Source organism: Paenibacillus thermotolerans, assembly GCF_028745515.1.
Taxonomy (GTDB): domain Bacteria; phylum Bacillota; class Bacilli; order Paenibacillales; family YIM-B00363; genus Paenibacillus_AE; species Paenibacillus_AE thermotolerans.
The window spans coordinates 67050-81512 of sequence record NZ_JAQZSG010000006.1 but is presented as its reverse complement, the minus strand read 5'-3'; the positions used below and the strand labels follow the sequence as shown (position 1 = coordinate 81512).

10 protein-coding genes are annotated in these 14463 nt (G+C 57.2%); 1 reads left to right on the top strand and 9 read right to left on the bottom strand.

Translation table 11 applies throughout. The features are described 5' to 3' along the window. Positions 1-27 precede the first annotated feature (27 nt). The 7 genes from PT964_RS07175 to PT964_RS07145 all read right to left on the bottom strand — a co-directional run bounded on the left by PT964_RS07175 (position 28) and on the right by PT964_RS07145 (position 9914). Positions 28-783, bottom strand: coding sequence for a tRNA threonylcarbamoyladenosine dehydratase (locus tag PT964_RS07175; RefSeq protein WP_274362657.1), 756 nt, complete (start codon positions 781-783; stop codon positions 28-30). A gap of 31 nt (positions 784-814) precedes the next feature. Beyond that, on the bottom strand, positions 815-2620 hold the full coding sequence (aspS, locus tag PT964_RS07170; protein WP_274362656.1) for an aspartate--tRNA ligase: 1806 nt from the start codon (positions 2618-2620) through the stop codon (positions 815-817). Between the two features lie 65 nt (positions 2621-2685). Next, entirely contained in the window at positions 2686-3939 is a 1254-nt protein-coding gene (gene hisS / locus PT964_RS07165; RefSeq protein ID WP_274362655.1) for a histidine--tRNA ligase, read from the bottom strand. Positions 3940-4325: 386 nt separating this feature from the next. Continuing rightward, positions 4326-5873 (bottom strand): coproporphyrinogen III oxidase, encoded by a 1548-nt coding sequence (locus PT964_RS07160; protein WP_274362783.1) that lies wholly within the window; start codon positions 5871-5873, stop codon positions 4326-4328. Between the two features lie 184 nt (positions 5874-6057). Beyond that, positions 6058-6234: a hypothetical protein gene (locus PT964_RS07155; protein WP_274362654.1), complete on the bottom strand. Its 177-nt coding sequence runs from the start codon at positions 6232-6234 to the stop codon at positions 6058-6060. 979 nt (positions 6235-7213) lie between these two features. Then, entirely contained in the window at positions 7214-7657 is a 444-nt protein-coding gene (dtd, locus tag PT964_RS07150) for a D-aminoacyl-tRNA deacylase (RefSeq protein ID WP_274362653.1), read from the bottom strand. 28 nt (positions 7658-7685) lie between these two features. Then, positions 7686-9914 (bottom strand): RelA/SpoT family protein, encoded by a 2229-nt coding sequence (locus PT964_RS07145; protein ID WP_274362652.1) that lies wholly within the window; start codon positions 9912-9914, stop codon positions 7686-7688. 200 nt (positions 9915-10114) lie between these two features. Here PT964_RS07145 and uraA point away from each other — a divergent pair, with 200 nt between their 5' ends. Then, positions 10115-11392: a uracil permease gene (uraA, locus tag PT964_RS07140; RefSeq protein WP_274362651.1), complete on the top strand. Its 1278-nt coding sequence runs from the start codon at positions 10115-10117 to the stop codon at positions 11390-11392. A gap of 69 nt (positions 11393-11461) precedes the next feature. Here the strand turns inward: uraA and PT964_RS07135 are convergent, their stop codons facing one another. Then, a complete protein-coding gene (locus PT964_RS07135; protein WP_274362782.1) occupies positions 11462-11974 on the bottom strand; it encodes an adenine phosphoribosyltransferase in 513 nt (170 codons plus the stop codon). Between the two features lie 2 nt (positions 11975-11976). Then, positions 11977-14391, bottom strand: a complete 2415-nt coding sequence (gene recJ, locus PT964_RS07130) for a single-stranded-DNA-specific exonuclease RecJ (protein WP_274362650.1) — start codon at positions 14389-14391, stop codon at positions 11977-11979. Between the last annotated feature and the right edge of the window lie 72 nt (positions 14392-14463).

Genomic DNA, 14463 nt, shown 5'->3' with positions numbered 1-14463 from the left:
GCCGGGGCGGCCCTATTTGAGCTATCGTTACGCTTTGATTCCGTGCTTTTGGAGCAATTCTCTTACCGCAACGCTCACCATGATCAAACCGGCAACCGGCGGCACGTACGAGTTGCTCGCCGGCGGCTGCTGCGCTTTCCGGATTTCCGGCGCATTCTCGGGTACGATCCGCTGGGTAACGTCCTCTCTCGGTTTGATCGGCTCTTCCGTTGAAAATACGACCTTGACGCCCTTTTTGACCCCAAGCTTCCGCAGCTTCGTTCGGATCACTTTAGCCAGCGGGTCTGTATGCGTCTTCGAGATGTCCGCCACCTGAAACTTGGTCGGGTCCATCTTGTTCGCCGCGCCCATGCTGGATATCATCGGAATGCCGCGCTCCAAGCATTGCAGGATGAGATGGATTTTGTACGTTATCGTATCCGAAGCGTCAATTACGTAATCGAGCGGGTACTTGAACAGCTCCTCATACGTTTCTTCCGTATAGAACATACGCAAGGAAACCGCGTCGCAATCCGGGTTGATCAGCTTGATCCGATCGCGCATCAAATCTGCCTTCGGCTGGCCGACCGTTGTCGTCAGCGCATGGATTTGCCGGTTAATGTTCGTAATGTCGACGACATCCTTGTCGATCATGACGATCCTCCCGACCCCGGAACGGGCCAGCGCTTCGGCCGCGATCGAGCCTACGCCGCCGATTCCGAGCACCGCGACGGTGCTCCCGCGCAGCGCCTCCAAGCCTTCCGGACCGACGGCAAGCTCTGTTCTAGAAAATTGATGAAGCATTCGATATGCCTCCTAGTTTCTCTTCTGCGTGTTATTCCTTCGACGCGGGCGCCCCTGCGCCTGCCGCCGCCGGCGCTTTCGCCGCGACGCGGATCGAGAGCTGCGTCAGCTGCTTGTCTTCGACCGGGGACGGCGCGCCGCTCATGATGTCCGTTGCGCTGGCCGTCTTCGGGAATGCGATCGTTTCGCGCAAATTCGTGCGTCCGGTCAGCAGCATGACGAGGCGGTCGAAGCCGAACGCGATGCCGCCGTGCGGAGGCGTTCCGTAGTCGAACGCATCGAGCAGGAAGCCGAATTTATCGTGCGCCTCCTCCATCGTCATGCCGAGCGCCGCAAACATGCGCTCTTGAATGTCGCGCTTGTAAATCCGCATGGAGCCGCCGCCCACCTCGTAGCCGTTCAAGACGAGGTCGTAAGCCTGCGCGCGAATTTTGCCCGGGTCGGTTTCGAACAGCGGTAAATCTTCTTCTCTCGGGCGGGTGAACGGATGGTGCTCCGCTACCCAGCGCTGATCTTCCTCGTCCCACCCAAGCAGCGGGAAGTCAACGACCCAAGCGAACTTGTACGCCTTCTCGTCGATCAAGCCGAGCTCGCGTCCGACCTTCAGGCGCAAGTTGCCGAGCACGTCGGCAACGACCTTCGCTTTATCGGCGCTGAACAGGAGCACGTCGCCTTCTTCCGCTCCTAACCGCTCGGTAAGCGCCGCGATTTCGGCTTCGGACAGAAACTTTACGATCGGTCCCTTCCACTCACCGTCTTTCACTACGATATAAGCAAGTCCCTTGCCGCCGTAACGTGCGGCAAACGGCGTCAAGTCATCGAGCTCCTTGCGGCTCCAGCTTGCGCAGCCCTTCGCGTTCAGCGCTTTGACTACGCCTCCGCCCGCAACGACCGACGCAAACACCTTCACGCCGGATGCGGCAACGATGTCGGATACGTCCTGGAGCTCAAGCCCGAATCGGAGGTCCGGCTTATCCGAGCCGTATTTGCCGATGGCGTCCGCATACGTCAATCGCTGGAACGGAGTCGGCACGTCCGCGCCGATCGTCTCTTTGAACAATCGGGCAACGAGACGCTCCATAATTTCGAGCAGCTGGTCTTGGGACAGGAACGACGTCTCGATGTCCACCTGCGTAAACTCCGGCTGGCGGTCGGCCCGCAAATCCTCGTCGCGGAAGCAGCGGGCGATCTGGAAGTAGCGCTCCATGCCGGAAACCATCAGCAGCTGCTTGAAAATTTGCGGCGATTGCGGCAGTGCGAAAAATTCGCCCGGATGCACGCGGCTCGGCACAAGGTAGTCCCGTGCGCCTTCCGGCGTGCTCTTCGTCAGGATCGGCGTTTCGATTTCGACGAAGCCTTCATCCGTCAGGAAGTCGCGGAACAGCTTCATTGCTTGCGCCCGCAGCATTAGCGTCTTTTGCATTTCCGGACGGCGCAAATCCAAGTAGCGGTATTTCAAACGGACCGATTCGTCGACTTCGACTCCGTCCTCAATAAAAAATGGCGGCGTCTTGGCGGAGTTGAATATTTCGATTTCCGTCACTTGAACTTCAATTTCGCCGGTCGGCAAATTCGGGTTGACCGTCTCCGCGTCTCTCTGCACCACTTTGCCCGAAACGGAGATGACATATTCGTTGCGGCACCGGTCGGCTACCGCCAGCGCATCTCCCGAGAACGCCGGGTTGAATACGATCTGAACGATTCCGCTGCGGTCCCGCAGGTCGATAAACAACACGCCGCCCAAATCCCGGCGCCGCTGCACCCACCCGTTGAGTACAACCTTTTGTCCGATATGCTCCTTCGTCAACTGCCCGCAATGATGCGTCTTTAACATCATGGTCCTCAAATCCCCCTATACGTTGTTCAATCTTTATGTGTTGTTCGTTATTTCCGTTGATGCCGTTATTTCCGCTGTTTCAGCGCTTCAACGAGTCCGTCGATCGGAACCGTCTCCTGCTCGCCGGTTTCGAGCCGTTTCAGCACGATTTCGCTCTTCGCCAGCTCGTCGTCACCGAGTATGGCCGCATAGGCTGCGGACAGTCGGTCGGCGGATTTCAGCTGCGCCTTCATTTTGCGTCCTCCGTAGTCTTTCTCCGCCACCAGCCCGGCGGCACGAGCCGCGTTCATCAGGGATACGACTCGTTTCTCCGCCGCTTCTCCCAAGGCGATAAAGTATACGTCCGGCACAGCCGGGGACGGAAGCCGGACGCCTTGATTTTCGAGCACCAGCAATACGCGTTCAAGGCCGAGACCGAAGCCGACGCCGGTTTGCTCGGGTCCGCCTACGTCGGATACTAACCCGTTGTAGCGGCCGCCGCCGCCGATCGTATCGATGGAGCCGATTCCGGCCGCTTTAAACTCGAACGCGGTGTGCGTGTAATAATCGAGTCCGCGCACAAGCTTCGGGTTGATCACGTAGGGAATGTCCATTTCCTGCAAATAGGTTTGCACCTTCTCGAAATGGCCCGCGCTCTCCTCGTCCAGATGATCCAGAAGGGACGGCGCTCCGGCGAAGTGCTCCTGATCGACCTTGCAATCGAGAACCCGCAGCGGATTCCGGTCCATCCGAGAACGGCAATCCTTGCACAGCAAGTCACGCTTCGGTTCCAAGAACTGCAGCAGCTTTTCGCGGAACTGCGCGCGAATCGCCGGCGTGCCGACGGAATTGATCTCAAGCGTAAAGCCCTGCAGCCCGATTTCTTTGTAAAATTGGTAGCCGAGCGCGATGACCTCCGCATCCAGCGCCGGATCCGAGGAGCCGAACGCTTCGATGCCGAACTGGTGAAACTGCCGGTACCGGCCCGCCTGCGGCTGCTCGTAGCGGAACATCGGCCCGATATAGTACAGCTTCGTAATATCGGGCTCGCCGTACAGCTTGTTTTCCACGTACGCTCTTACGACGCCTGCCGTTCCTTCGGGACGCAGCGTGATGCTTCTGTCTCCTTTATCAAGGAAGGTATACATCTCTTTCTCGACGACGTCCGTCGTTTCGCCGACGCCGCGCCGGAACAGCTCCGTCGCTTCAAACATCGGCGTCCGGATTTCACTGTACAAAAATCGGCGGCACACCTCGCGAGCCTTGCTCTCGACGTATTGCCACTTCTCTACGACGCCGGGCAATAAATCCTGCGTGCCTTTCGGCTTTTGAAACGTCATACCGTCAACCCCCTAAAAAAATAAAACTCCCGCCCCTTGCTTGGTTAAGCAATAAGGGGCGAGAGAAACGTTATCGTATTCACCCGCGGTACCACCCACGTTCCGAAAACTGCTCTAATGCTTGGCAGCTTTCGCTTTAGCGCGTAACGCCCGCCTCGCGCATGGGGCTACTGAATGCAGGTTAAGTGCGTCCTGACGTTCGCCGCATGTTCTCTGGGAGGTCTTTCGCTTGGTTCACGCAAAGACGCTTGCAGCCTGACGGCGTCTCTCTCTGTGTGCGCGGATTTCCGAGCTACTTTGTCCCGTCACCGAATCAACGTATGACAATAAATTTCTACTAATTGTAATCAGGAACAAGCGTAAAGTCAAGGCGGCTCTTGAAGCATTTACAAAACATTTGCACGGGCTGCCCCGTACGCTTCCGAAAGCAGCGCCAGCTTCTTGGCCGTATACTCTTTGTACGCCTGATTGTAATGGAACGGCTCCTTCGGATTCGGCATCCGTTCGATGCGCTCGGTATGCGGGAACACCACCTTGCTGACAGCCCCGCAGCCTAAGCCGATCACTGTCTGCCGTTCCTCCATCATTAAGATGTTGTACAGGCTCTCTTTCCCTTCGAAGCTGTAGCCGACGTTTTCCAAATTTCCGAGAATGTTTTTTTGCCGGTACAAATAATAAGGGACGTAGCGGTGCTGCTGGGTCCAGCTTATGGCCGCTTCCATCATCGCGCGAATTTCGTTGCGCTCCGCCACCTCGTAGTTTTCCCGGTTTTTGGTCATTTTCGAAGCCCGTTTGAACGAGAGCGTGTGCACCGTCAAAGACTCCGGCATCAGACGCTCGACCTGATTCAACGTATGCCGGAACTCCTTCATCCCCTCGTTCGGTAAGCCGATGATCAAATCCATGTTAATGTTCGTCATTCCCATTTCCCGGGAAAGCAAAAATTTATCGACCGTCTCCTCGACCGTATGATGGCGGCCGATCGTGTCGAGTGTCGCCTGCGTAAAGCTTTGGGGGTTGATCGAAATCCGGTCTACGCGCCATTTTTTCAGCACCTGCAGCTTTTCCGGCGTGATCGTGTCGGGTCTGCCCGCCTCCACGGTTAATTCCCTGACGTTCTCCATTCCCGGGAACGACTCGTGAAGCGTAAAGAAGAGCGCGTCGATCTGATCCGCTTCGATGCTTGTCGGGGTGCCGCCTCCCCAATAAATCGTCGTGACGGCGAGGCCCGCTTCCTTCAGCCAGCGCCCCGTTTCGCGAATTTCGTAGTGCAAGCCCTCCAGAAACCCGTCGACGGAGCCGTTATTGCCCCGTATGTCGTAAGCCGGAAACGTGCAATAGGCGCACTTGGTCGGGCAGAACGGAATGCCGATATAGACGCTGACTTCCTTCTCATTAATGCGGTGCAAATCGGGAATCACTTTCAGCTGCCGCTCCGCAACCTCCGTCAGCAGCTCCGCTTTCTCCTTCGTGACGAAGTATTCTTCTTGGAGTATTCGTTTAGCGGTTTCCGCGTCGTGTTCGAGTTCGAGCAGCATATTGTGCATCAGCTTGGTCGGTCGGACGCCTGTCAGCGTCCCCCACGGCTGGGATAAGCCTGTCGCATGCTCGAGCGCTTTTAACAGCCCGATGCCGACCGTTCGTTTGACCGCTTTTTTGCGTTCGTCGCCGAGCCGGCCTTTGATCGGACGCCGGAACCGCTCGGACCACGGCTCGCCTTCCTTTGGGAAGAGCGTCGATTGCAGACGCATCTCTTCCGCCGCATCGTCGATTTGCAGCTCCAAACGCACGGTCAAATCCGGATCAACGGTAGACTTTACCGCATTCTCTTCGTCCCGGATCTCGATTTCCACTTCATCGTAAAACAGCTTGCTAAGGTGAAATAGCTCTATATCGAATTCGGCGAAGCCGACTCGTTCGATCCGAATGTTCATCATTTCGCTCGATCCCCGTTTCTTTTGTGCTTGCTTACGTGGATAGCATACCATATCGGGAAAAAACCGTGTCAAGCCGCAAAAAAGCGCCGGCACCTTTCTTCCGGCTGTTCGGCCGTCGGAAGGTGCCGGCGCACAAAAAGCTGCGGCTGACCCGGTTGGCGCGGATGGCCGACCGGCCGGGTTAACGCCTGTTGTCGGGGGTAGCCCGCCTTGTCGCGGAGTCGGTAATGCCGGGCTCCGCAGCGAATTCGCTCAGCTCGTCCTTGACGAACGGCAGCACATCCGCCTCCCTGGGGCCGGTTTGAAGCGCGGGTGAGGCTCCCCGTTGGAGCGTCATTTCCGTTTTTGATTGTCGCATGGTGTAGTCGGTATAACCCCTTCCGCTGAGACAAAGCCGTATATGCTTCATTGTCTCCACCGTGGAAGGAAATTAGTACCGGTAACGCTGCACAATAGCTCGCCTGCTGCATCTTTCTCCGAGGAATGGGTTCCTGTGGCCCCGATTATGAATTCCGCGTTCACTCATTACGGCAAAAGTCTGCTCATGAAGTGCAGTCGTTTTTACAACTTAGTATACTAACTCCGCCGCTTCACCGCCGCACGACCGACTTAGTACCAAAAACTCTCATGTCCATGCAGACACACCGGGTATGAAAATATAAAGTATGTTTTAAAAGACGGATCTTTCTATGATGATGGTAATGGCAGGTAAAGGTCGAACCGATTTTGGGCTGTACTGTCGGAGCTTTCGACGTTTCCGGTACTGCCGATGCTGCCGGAATCGCTAGTTACCACTGCTTCCGGAACTGACGCTAATCGCTTTGGCGCTAACGGAACCGGATGTCCGCTAATTTTGTCGAAACCGGGTAAAAGGGCTCATTAGCGGAACCGGATGTCCGTTAATTCGCTTGAATCGCCTGAAATTGGCGGTTTTCGGGCGATTAGCGGACAACATATTCCGTTAATTCGCAGCTTTTAGGGGTGAGGCGGTTTTTAGCGGACATTTCGTTCCGTTAACTCCGGCGGCGCAAACCGGATAACGGGGACCCCCCGGCGTTAGCACCAACTTTTGGTGCTAACGCCCCGTGGGCGGCCGTCCCAGCCGAAAGTTATATTTGAGGAAGCGGGTCTTTTTATGCCGAAAACGTAGCCGTGCCTAACCCACACTTAAACCACATTTTCGAATAAAGTTGTTACTGACCCCGCCACTTTACCGCCGCACAATCGACTTTGCACCAAAACTTGGTGCTAACCCGTCCACCAAATGGCATACCAACAACAAGGGCAGGCAAGGACTCGCCAGCCCCAAACCTGCCCCAAACACCATACACCAAACCCTACCCTTTGCTGTCGAGCCAGATCGTCACCGGACCCCGGTTGACGAGCGACACGTCCATCATCTCGCCGAAACGGCCCGTCTCGACATGGATGCCGCGGTCCCGCAGCAGCTCGTTAAAGCGCTCGTACAGCGCCAGCGCATGGTCCGGCTTCGCCGCAGCCATAAAGTTCGGGCGCCGCCCCTTTCGGGCATCCCCGTACAATGTGAACTGCGACACCGACAGCACGCTGCCCCCGACGTCCGTCAAAGACAAGTTCATTTTCTTTTCGGCATCCTCGAAAATCCGTAGCCCGGCCACCTTATCGGCCAAAAAGACCGCATCCGCCTCTCCGTCCTCGTGCGTTACGCCGAGCAGCACGACCAGGCCATGTTCAATAGCCCCGACCTGCGCGCCGCCGACCGTGACCTTCGCTTCCTTGCTCCGCTGTATGAGCGCACGCATTCGTCCTATACCCCTTTAAAACTCGAATTTATTGCATAATGCGCTGAACCGAATATACGTCGCGCACCCGTTTGATTTTCTCGACCACCGACTGCAGATGCTCCGTATTCCGAATCAGGATCGTCATATGAATCTGAGCGACCTTGTTTTTATCGGTACGTCCGGACACGGCGGACATGTTCGTCTTGCTTTCGGACACCGCCTGCAGCACCTCGTTAAGCAGCCCGCGGCGGTCGTGGCCCGTAATTTCGATGTCGACGCTGTAATTCGCCTCCGCAGCCATCGTCCATTCCACCTCGATGACCCGGTTCGCATCGTCGCCGCCCTCTTCTTCGGCCAGCGAAATATTCGGGCAATCCGTCCGATGCACCGACACTCCGCGGCCGCGCGTAATATAGCCGATGATGTCGTCCCCGGGCACCGGATTGCAGCAGCGGGCGAAGCGGACGAGCAGGTTGTCGACGCCCTTGACGCGGACACCCTGCGTCGAGCGCGGCCGCTTTGCCGCCGCGGTCGGCCCTTGCTTGAGCTCCTTCACTTCGGAGGTCAGCTGAATATGCGCGGCTTCCTCCGATTCCTTCCGGAGCTTCTCCGTCAGCCGGGTAGTAACCTGCGCCGCGGTAATACCGCCGAAGCCGATGCCGGAAAGCATGTCCTCGATATCGTTAAAGTTGAACCGTTTCGCCGCCTCAAGCAGCTTCTCGTCCGTAAGCACCTCGGACACCTCGTAGCCGAGCCGCTTCACCTCGCGCTCAAGCAGCTCCCGGCCCTTCGCGACGTTTTCCTCCCGCTTCTCCTTCTTGAACCATTGCTTGATTTTGCTGCGGGCGTGCGACGATTGCGCGATCTTCAGCCAGTCCTGGCTCGGACCGTAGGAATGCTTCGACGTTAAAATCTCAACGATATCGCCGGTTTTCAGCTGGTAGTCGAGCGGCACGATCCGCCCGTTCACCTTCGCGCCGACCGTTCGATTCCCGATCTCCGTATGAATCCGGTACGAGAAATCGAGCGGCACGGAGCCGGCCGGAAGCTCGATGACTTCTCCCTTCGGCGTAAAGACGTACACCAAATCGGTAAAAAAGTCCATCCGGAGCGATTCCATAAACTCCGCGGCGTCCTGCGTTTCCTGCTGAAGCTCGAGAATTTCGCGGAAAAACGTCATCTTGTCTTCGAAGGAGCCGGTCGGCACCGCCGTCGCGGAGCCGTCCTTCCCTTCCTTATAGGCCCAGTGGGCCGCGATCCCGTACTCGCTCGTCCGGTGCATTTCCCACGTGCGAATTTGCACCTCGGTCGGCTCGCCCTTCGGACCGATGACGGTCGTATGCAGCGACTGGTACATATTCGGCTTCGGCATCGCGATATAATCCTTAAAGCGTCCGGGCATCGGCTTCCACAGCGTATGGATGATACCGAGCGTCGCATAGCAATCCTTCACATTGTCTACGATGATCCGTATGGCGAGCAGGTCATAGATTTCATTAAATTGCTTGTTTCTGGACACCATTTTCTTATAGATGCTGTAAATATGCTTCGGGCGGCCGCTGATGTCCGCTTCGACGCCCATCTCGACAAGCTTCTCGCGGATTTTGTCCATGACCTCCGCGATGTGCCGTTCCCGCTCCGCGCGCTTCTTCTGCATCAAATTGACGATTCGATAATATTGCTGAGGATTCAAATACCGGAGCGAAATGTCCTCCATTTCCCAACGAATGGCGGCCATACCGAGCCGGTGGGCGATCGGGCAAAAAATTTCCAGCGTCTCTTCCGAAATGCGGCGCTGGCTTTCCTCGGACTTATATTTTAACGTTCGCATATTGTGAAGCCGGTCTGCGAGCTTAATAATGATGACCCGAATATCTTGCGCCATGGCGACGAACATTTTTCGGTAATTTTCGTTCTGCGCTTCTTCCTTGGACTTGAATTCGATTTTTTCCAGCTTCGTGACGCCGTCCACGAGCAGCGCGCACGTGCGGCCGAATCTCGTCTCAAGGTCCTGAGTCGTAACGTTGGTATCCTCCACGACATCATGAAGCAAGCCGGCGATTACGGTCGTGGCGTCCATCTGCAGATCGAGCAAAATGTCGGCCACCGCCAGCGGATGCAAAATGTACGGCTCGCCGGACTTCCGGACTTGGCCGCTGTGGGCTGCCTCGGCGAACGAATACGCTTCCCGAATTCGCGCCAAGTCGGCTTCTTTTATATATGAAGATGCCTTCCTAAGCAACTGTTCGATTCCCGCAGGCTGCCTCTCTTCCATAGCTGCTTTAGACCCCTAAATCATGAATTTTTAATTCATTATCCTCTTGTTGTATTGGTTCGTCAAGAATCGCGCGGGTATTAAGGAAAAATGATGCAGACGAATGATAAAGTTTTTGCTAATATAGCGAATGGAGTTGAAATTGGCAGAATCGTGTCGAAAAATGTTCCCTAAATACCGAAAGGAGATGTTTCACCTCTATGTCGACGGAGCAGCGCTCAATCGGAGTCAACGAAAGACCGCCATTACTGGCCGCTTTGCCGCTTTCCCTGCAGCATCTTTTCGCCATGTTCGGCTCAACCGTACTGGTGCCCGTGCTTTTCAAGGTCGACCCTGCGACGATATTACTGATGAACGGAATCGGTACGCTGCTTTACCTTATTTTATGTAAAGGTCAAATCCCCGCGTTCCTCGGATCGAGCTTTGCTTTTCTTTCACCGGTATTTGCCGTGCTCGCCATGGAAGGCGGCAGCTATGCAAAGGCGCTCGGCGGCTTTGTCATCGTAGGCGTAATTTTTACGGTCGTTGCCCTGCTCATTTCCGTCGTCGGGACGAAATGGGTAGACGTCGTATTCCCGCCGGCCGCGATGGGAGCGATCGTTGCCGTCATCGGTCTCGAGCTGGCAGGCACAGCAGCCGGAATGGCCGGCTGGGTCGCTCCGGCAGACGCAATCGATTGGAAGCCGGACCCGGCAACCGTCACCGTGTCGATCGTCACCTTGCTGGTAACGGTCGTCGGCTCCACCGTATTCCGAGGCTTTCTCAAAATCATTCCGATCCTCATCGGCATCGTTGTCGGATACATCCTTGCGGCAGTGTACGGGCTGGTTGATTTCACGCTCGTCAGAGAAACCGGCTGGCTCCAGTCTCCGACCTTTACGGCGCCGGAATTCGATGCAACCAGCATCGCCATTATCGCTCCGGCCGCACTGGTCGTCATCGCGGAGCATATCGGCCACTTGATCGTCACCGGCAACATCGTCGGCAAAGACTTGACCAAAGAGCCGGGCCTCAGCCGTTCGCTGCTCGGCAACGGAATTTCGACGTTCGTTTCCGGATGGGTCGGCTCCACGCCGAACACGACCTATGGGGAAAACATCGGGGTGCTTGCGTTGACCCGCGTATACTCCGTCTGGGTCATCGGCGGCGCGGCCGTCTTCGCCATCGTCCTTTCCTTCTTCGGCAAGCTTGCGGCGCTCATCTCCACAATCCCGGGCGCGGTTATGGGCGGCGTTTCGATCCTGCTGTTCGGTACGATCGCCGCTTCCGGCGTCCGCATGCTGGTGGAATCCAAGGTTGACTACTCTAAAGCGTCCAACCTGATTTTAACGGCCGTCGTGCTCATTATCGGCGTCAGCGGAACGACGTTCACCGCGGGCAACTTTATGTTGAAGGGCATGGCGCTCGCTACCGTCGTCGCCATCTTGCTCAGCCTGTTCTTTAAAGCGCTTGAACTGCTGAAGCTGAAGAACGAGTAAACCGAAATCCAAAAATATACGAAAAAAAGCGTCGCCGAGAAAATTCCCGGCGGCGCTTTTTTGCTGTTATCAATACGTGATCAGAGACGAAACGTCGATGCCGCCCATCTTCTCGCGGCCGTTCAAGTAGCTCAGCTCGATCAGGAAAGCGGCTCCCACCACTTCTCCCCCAAGCTGCCGAACGAGATTGATGCAGGTCGAGATCGTTCCCCCCGTCGCCAGCAAATCGTCGGCGATCAGCACCTTCTGGCCCGGACGAATGGCGTCTTTGTGGATCGCCAGCTTATCCTTGCCGTATTCCAAATCGTACGTTGCCTCGATCGTTTCGTAAGGCAGCTTGCCGCTCTTGCGGATCGGAACGAACCCGACGCCGAGCTTGTAAGCGAGCGGAGCGCCGACGACAAAGCCTCTCGCCTCCGGGCCGCAAACCAAATCGATTTGCTTCCCCGCCACCAGCTCCGCGATGGAGTCGACGGCGGCTTTGTACACTTCGCCGTCGCCGAGCAGGGTAGTAATGTCCTTAAAGCGAATCCCCGGCTGCGGGTAATCCATAATGACCCGAATATGGTCTTTGAAATTCATGCTCATAAAATGGCCTCCGTTTTATGTTGATCTTGCAATCCGTCGTCAAGGTCGATCGATTCCAGCAATCTCGCGTACAGCGTCTCGCTCGGGCATTCGTCCCAAATCCGTCTGGCTTTCGCGGCCGCAAGCTCCATGCGGTACGTCGGCGATTCGTGCAGCTCCCGCTTGCGCGGAGTGTCCGGGCAGCGGAGCTCGCCCCGCTCGCCCGTCTCCAGCAGCTCAAGCTCGCGGAATACTTGCACCGCGAATCGGATCATGGACGGCTCGGCGCCGGACCGCTTAGAAACGTAGGAGCATAACGACGGCCCCGAATCGTGAATTTGTTGTTTCATTACCTTATATAGAGCCCCGAGAGCCGCCCGGTCCGCCCTGCTCCCCCGACGGGCGGGCGAGCCTCCGAATGCGGCGTATAATCTTTCCAACGACGGGCACTGTTCTAGTATATGACGAAATGAATGCAAAGGAAAAGGGTAGCTTGCGATGATCGCGTCGGTAATGTCCGAAAGCTCCGTTTTGCCCGCTTCCTCATTGATTTGCCGCCACTCGCCTTCATACGTACGCATCCATACGGGCACGTCGGAGAGGCGAGCCTCAAACTCCGCCGGCACTCCTTCTTGTTCCGAAACCAGAATAACGGCCTTCCGCTCCTCAAGCCCCCATTGCTTCCAGCAGTCGTCCGCAGCGCGGCGGCCGGACAAATGACGCCAATCGAATGCTTGCCTGTGCGGGATGCAAAGGTCGCGGACGATCAGCTGCGGCTTCTTCCGCCCCTTCCATTCGTTGATCGACAGCTCCCCAAGCAGGTCGACCCGGGCGCCGGAGCCGATCAGCGGCGCCATGCCGCCCGCTCCGAAATAGATGGCTTCCATCTCGGCCTCTTGCTGCGAATGGTCCAGCCGGAGCTTGAGATGTTGGGCGTCTTTGCCCATTGCGGCCGCTCCGCTTGCTCTTGCGCCTCGGATCACGAAGCGCGGGGTCGGATGCCCCGCCCCGAACGGCGCCAGCGTTTCAAGCTCTTCGATGCTTTCCACCGTAATGTCCTTGCCCTCAATGACCGCATCCGCCTTTAAAGACGGCACCTTCATCTCCGGAGTCAGCGTGACGGCGGCATACCGGTTCAGCCGTTCCGCCAGCTCTGCGATGCGGTCCTCCCGGACCGATAAACCGGCTGCGGCTTCATGACCGCCGAAATGCTCAAGGATGTCCGAGCAATGCCGAATCGCCTCGTATAGGTGAAAGCCGGGGACGGATCGGGCGGACGCTTTGCCGATGCCCGTCTGCGGATCTACGGCGATGACGACCGCAGGGCGGAAGAAGCGCTCGACGATTCGCGAGGCGACAATGCCGATCACGCCCGGATTCCATTCGTCCGAATGAACGACGATGACATCCGGTATATCGTCATGCATCGCAACTTGCCGCAAAGCCTCCTCCGCAGTCGACTCCACAAGCTCCTGCCGCTCGCGGTTCAGCTCGTCGAGCCGCCGCGCGCACCGCTCCGCTTCCGCCGCATCGTCCGTGACGAGCAGGCGCACGGCCTCATCGGCGCTTTCCAGCCGGCCGACGGCGTTCACCCGCGGAGCCAGCGCAAATGCGACTTGACCTGCGGACAAGGCGCTTCGGTCGATGCCGGCTGCCCGCATCAAAGCCAGAAACCCGAGGTTTCCCGTCTTACGAAGGTGGGATAAGCCGAGCTTGACCAGACCGCGGTTTTCGCCCGTAAGCGGCATCAGGTCGGCGATCGTGCCGAGCGCCGCGTATTCCGCCAGCTCCTCGGGCACGCGGCCGAGCAGCGCCTGCGCCAGCTTGAAAGCGACACCGACGCCGGCCAAGCCTTTAAACGGATACGTGCAGCCCGGTTTTTTCGGGTTGATCACCGCCAAAGCTTCAGGCAATCGTTCAGGCGGTTCATGATGATCCGTAACGATGGTCTCAAGCCCCAGCTCGTTCGCTCTATGGATTTGTTCGGCGGCGCTGATGCCGGTATCGACCGTGATCAATAGCTTTACGCCGTCGGCATGAGCTTTTTCTACGGAGTGGACGTGCAGTCCGTAGCCTTCGGTTACGCGATGGGGGATGTAATAATCGAACCGTGCACCGAGCATGCGCAGCAGCCGCACCATAAGCGACGTGCTGCTGACGCCGTCTGCGTCATAGTCGCCGTAAACTCTTATGTATTCCCCGCCGTCCAGCGCGCGCCGGATCCGCTCGACAGCGGGGGCCATTCCGTCCAACAGAAAGGGGTCGTGAAACGCCGGTTCCTCGGACATAAAAAACTCCGCTTCCTCGGGCCCTATGCCCCTTACGGCAAGAAGCGCGGCAAGAAGCGGACCCGCGTTCAGCCGCTGCGCAAGTGCGCGAACCTTATCGGGATCGGGTGCGCCGACGTCCCAGCGCATCTTCGATGAAAGCATACGTTTCTCTCCTTAAGACGAGTACAGGCATTGTCCGCGACCGCTTTCCTTGGACAACGCCTGTATTGATCT

Bases quoted from the DNA above. Each gene is read 5' to 3' on its own strand.
- PT964_RS07175 (WP_274362657.1), bottom strand. From the start codon at position 783: ATGCTTCATCAATTTTCTAGAACAGAGCTTGCCGTCGGTCCGGAAGGC.
- aspS (WP_274362656.1), bottom strand. From the start codon at position 2,620: ATGATGTTAAAGACGCATCATTGCGGGCAGTTGACGAAGGAGCATATC.
- hisS (WP_274362655.1), bottom strand. From the start codon at position 3,939: ATGACGTTTCAAAAGCCGAAAGGCACGCAGGATTTATTGCCCGGCGTC.
- PT964_RS07160 (WP_274362783.1), bottom strand. From the start codon at position 5,873: ATGAACATTCGGATCGAACGAGTCGGCTTCGCCGAATTCGATATAGAG.
- PT964_RS07155 (WP_274362654.1), bottom strand. From the start codon at position 6,234: ATGCGACAATCAAAAACGGAAATGACGCTCCAACGGGGAGCCTCACCC.
- dtd (WP_274362653.1), bottom strand. From the start codon at position 7,657: ATGCGTGCGCTCATACAGCGGAGCAAGGAAGCGAAGGTCACGGTCGGC.
- PT964_RS07145 (WP_274362652.1), bottom strand. From the start codon at position 9,914: ATGGAAGAGAGGCAGCCTGCGGGAATCGAACAGTTGCTTAGGAAGGCA.
- uraA (WP_274362651.1), top strand. From the start codon at position 10,115: ATGTCGACGGAGCAGCGCTCAATCGGAGTCAACGAAAGACCGCCATTA.
- PT964_RS07135 (WP_274362782.1), bottom strand. From the start codon at position 11,974: ATGAATTTCAAAGACCATATTCGGGTCATTATGGATTACCCGCAGCCG.
- recJ (WP_274362650.1), bottom strand. From the start codon at position 14,391: ATGCTTTCATCGAAGATGCGCTGGGACGTCGGCGCACCCGATCCCGAT.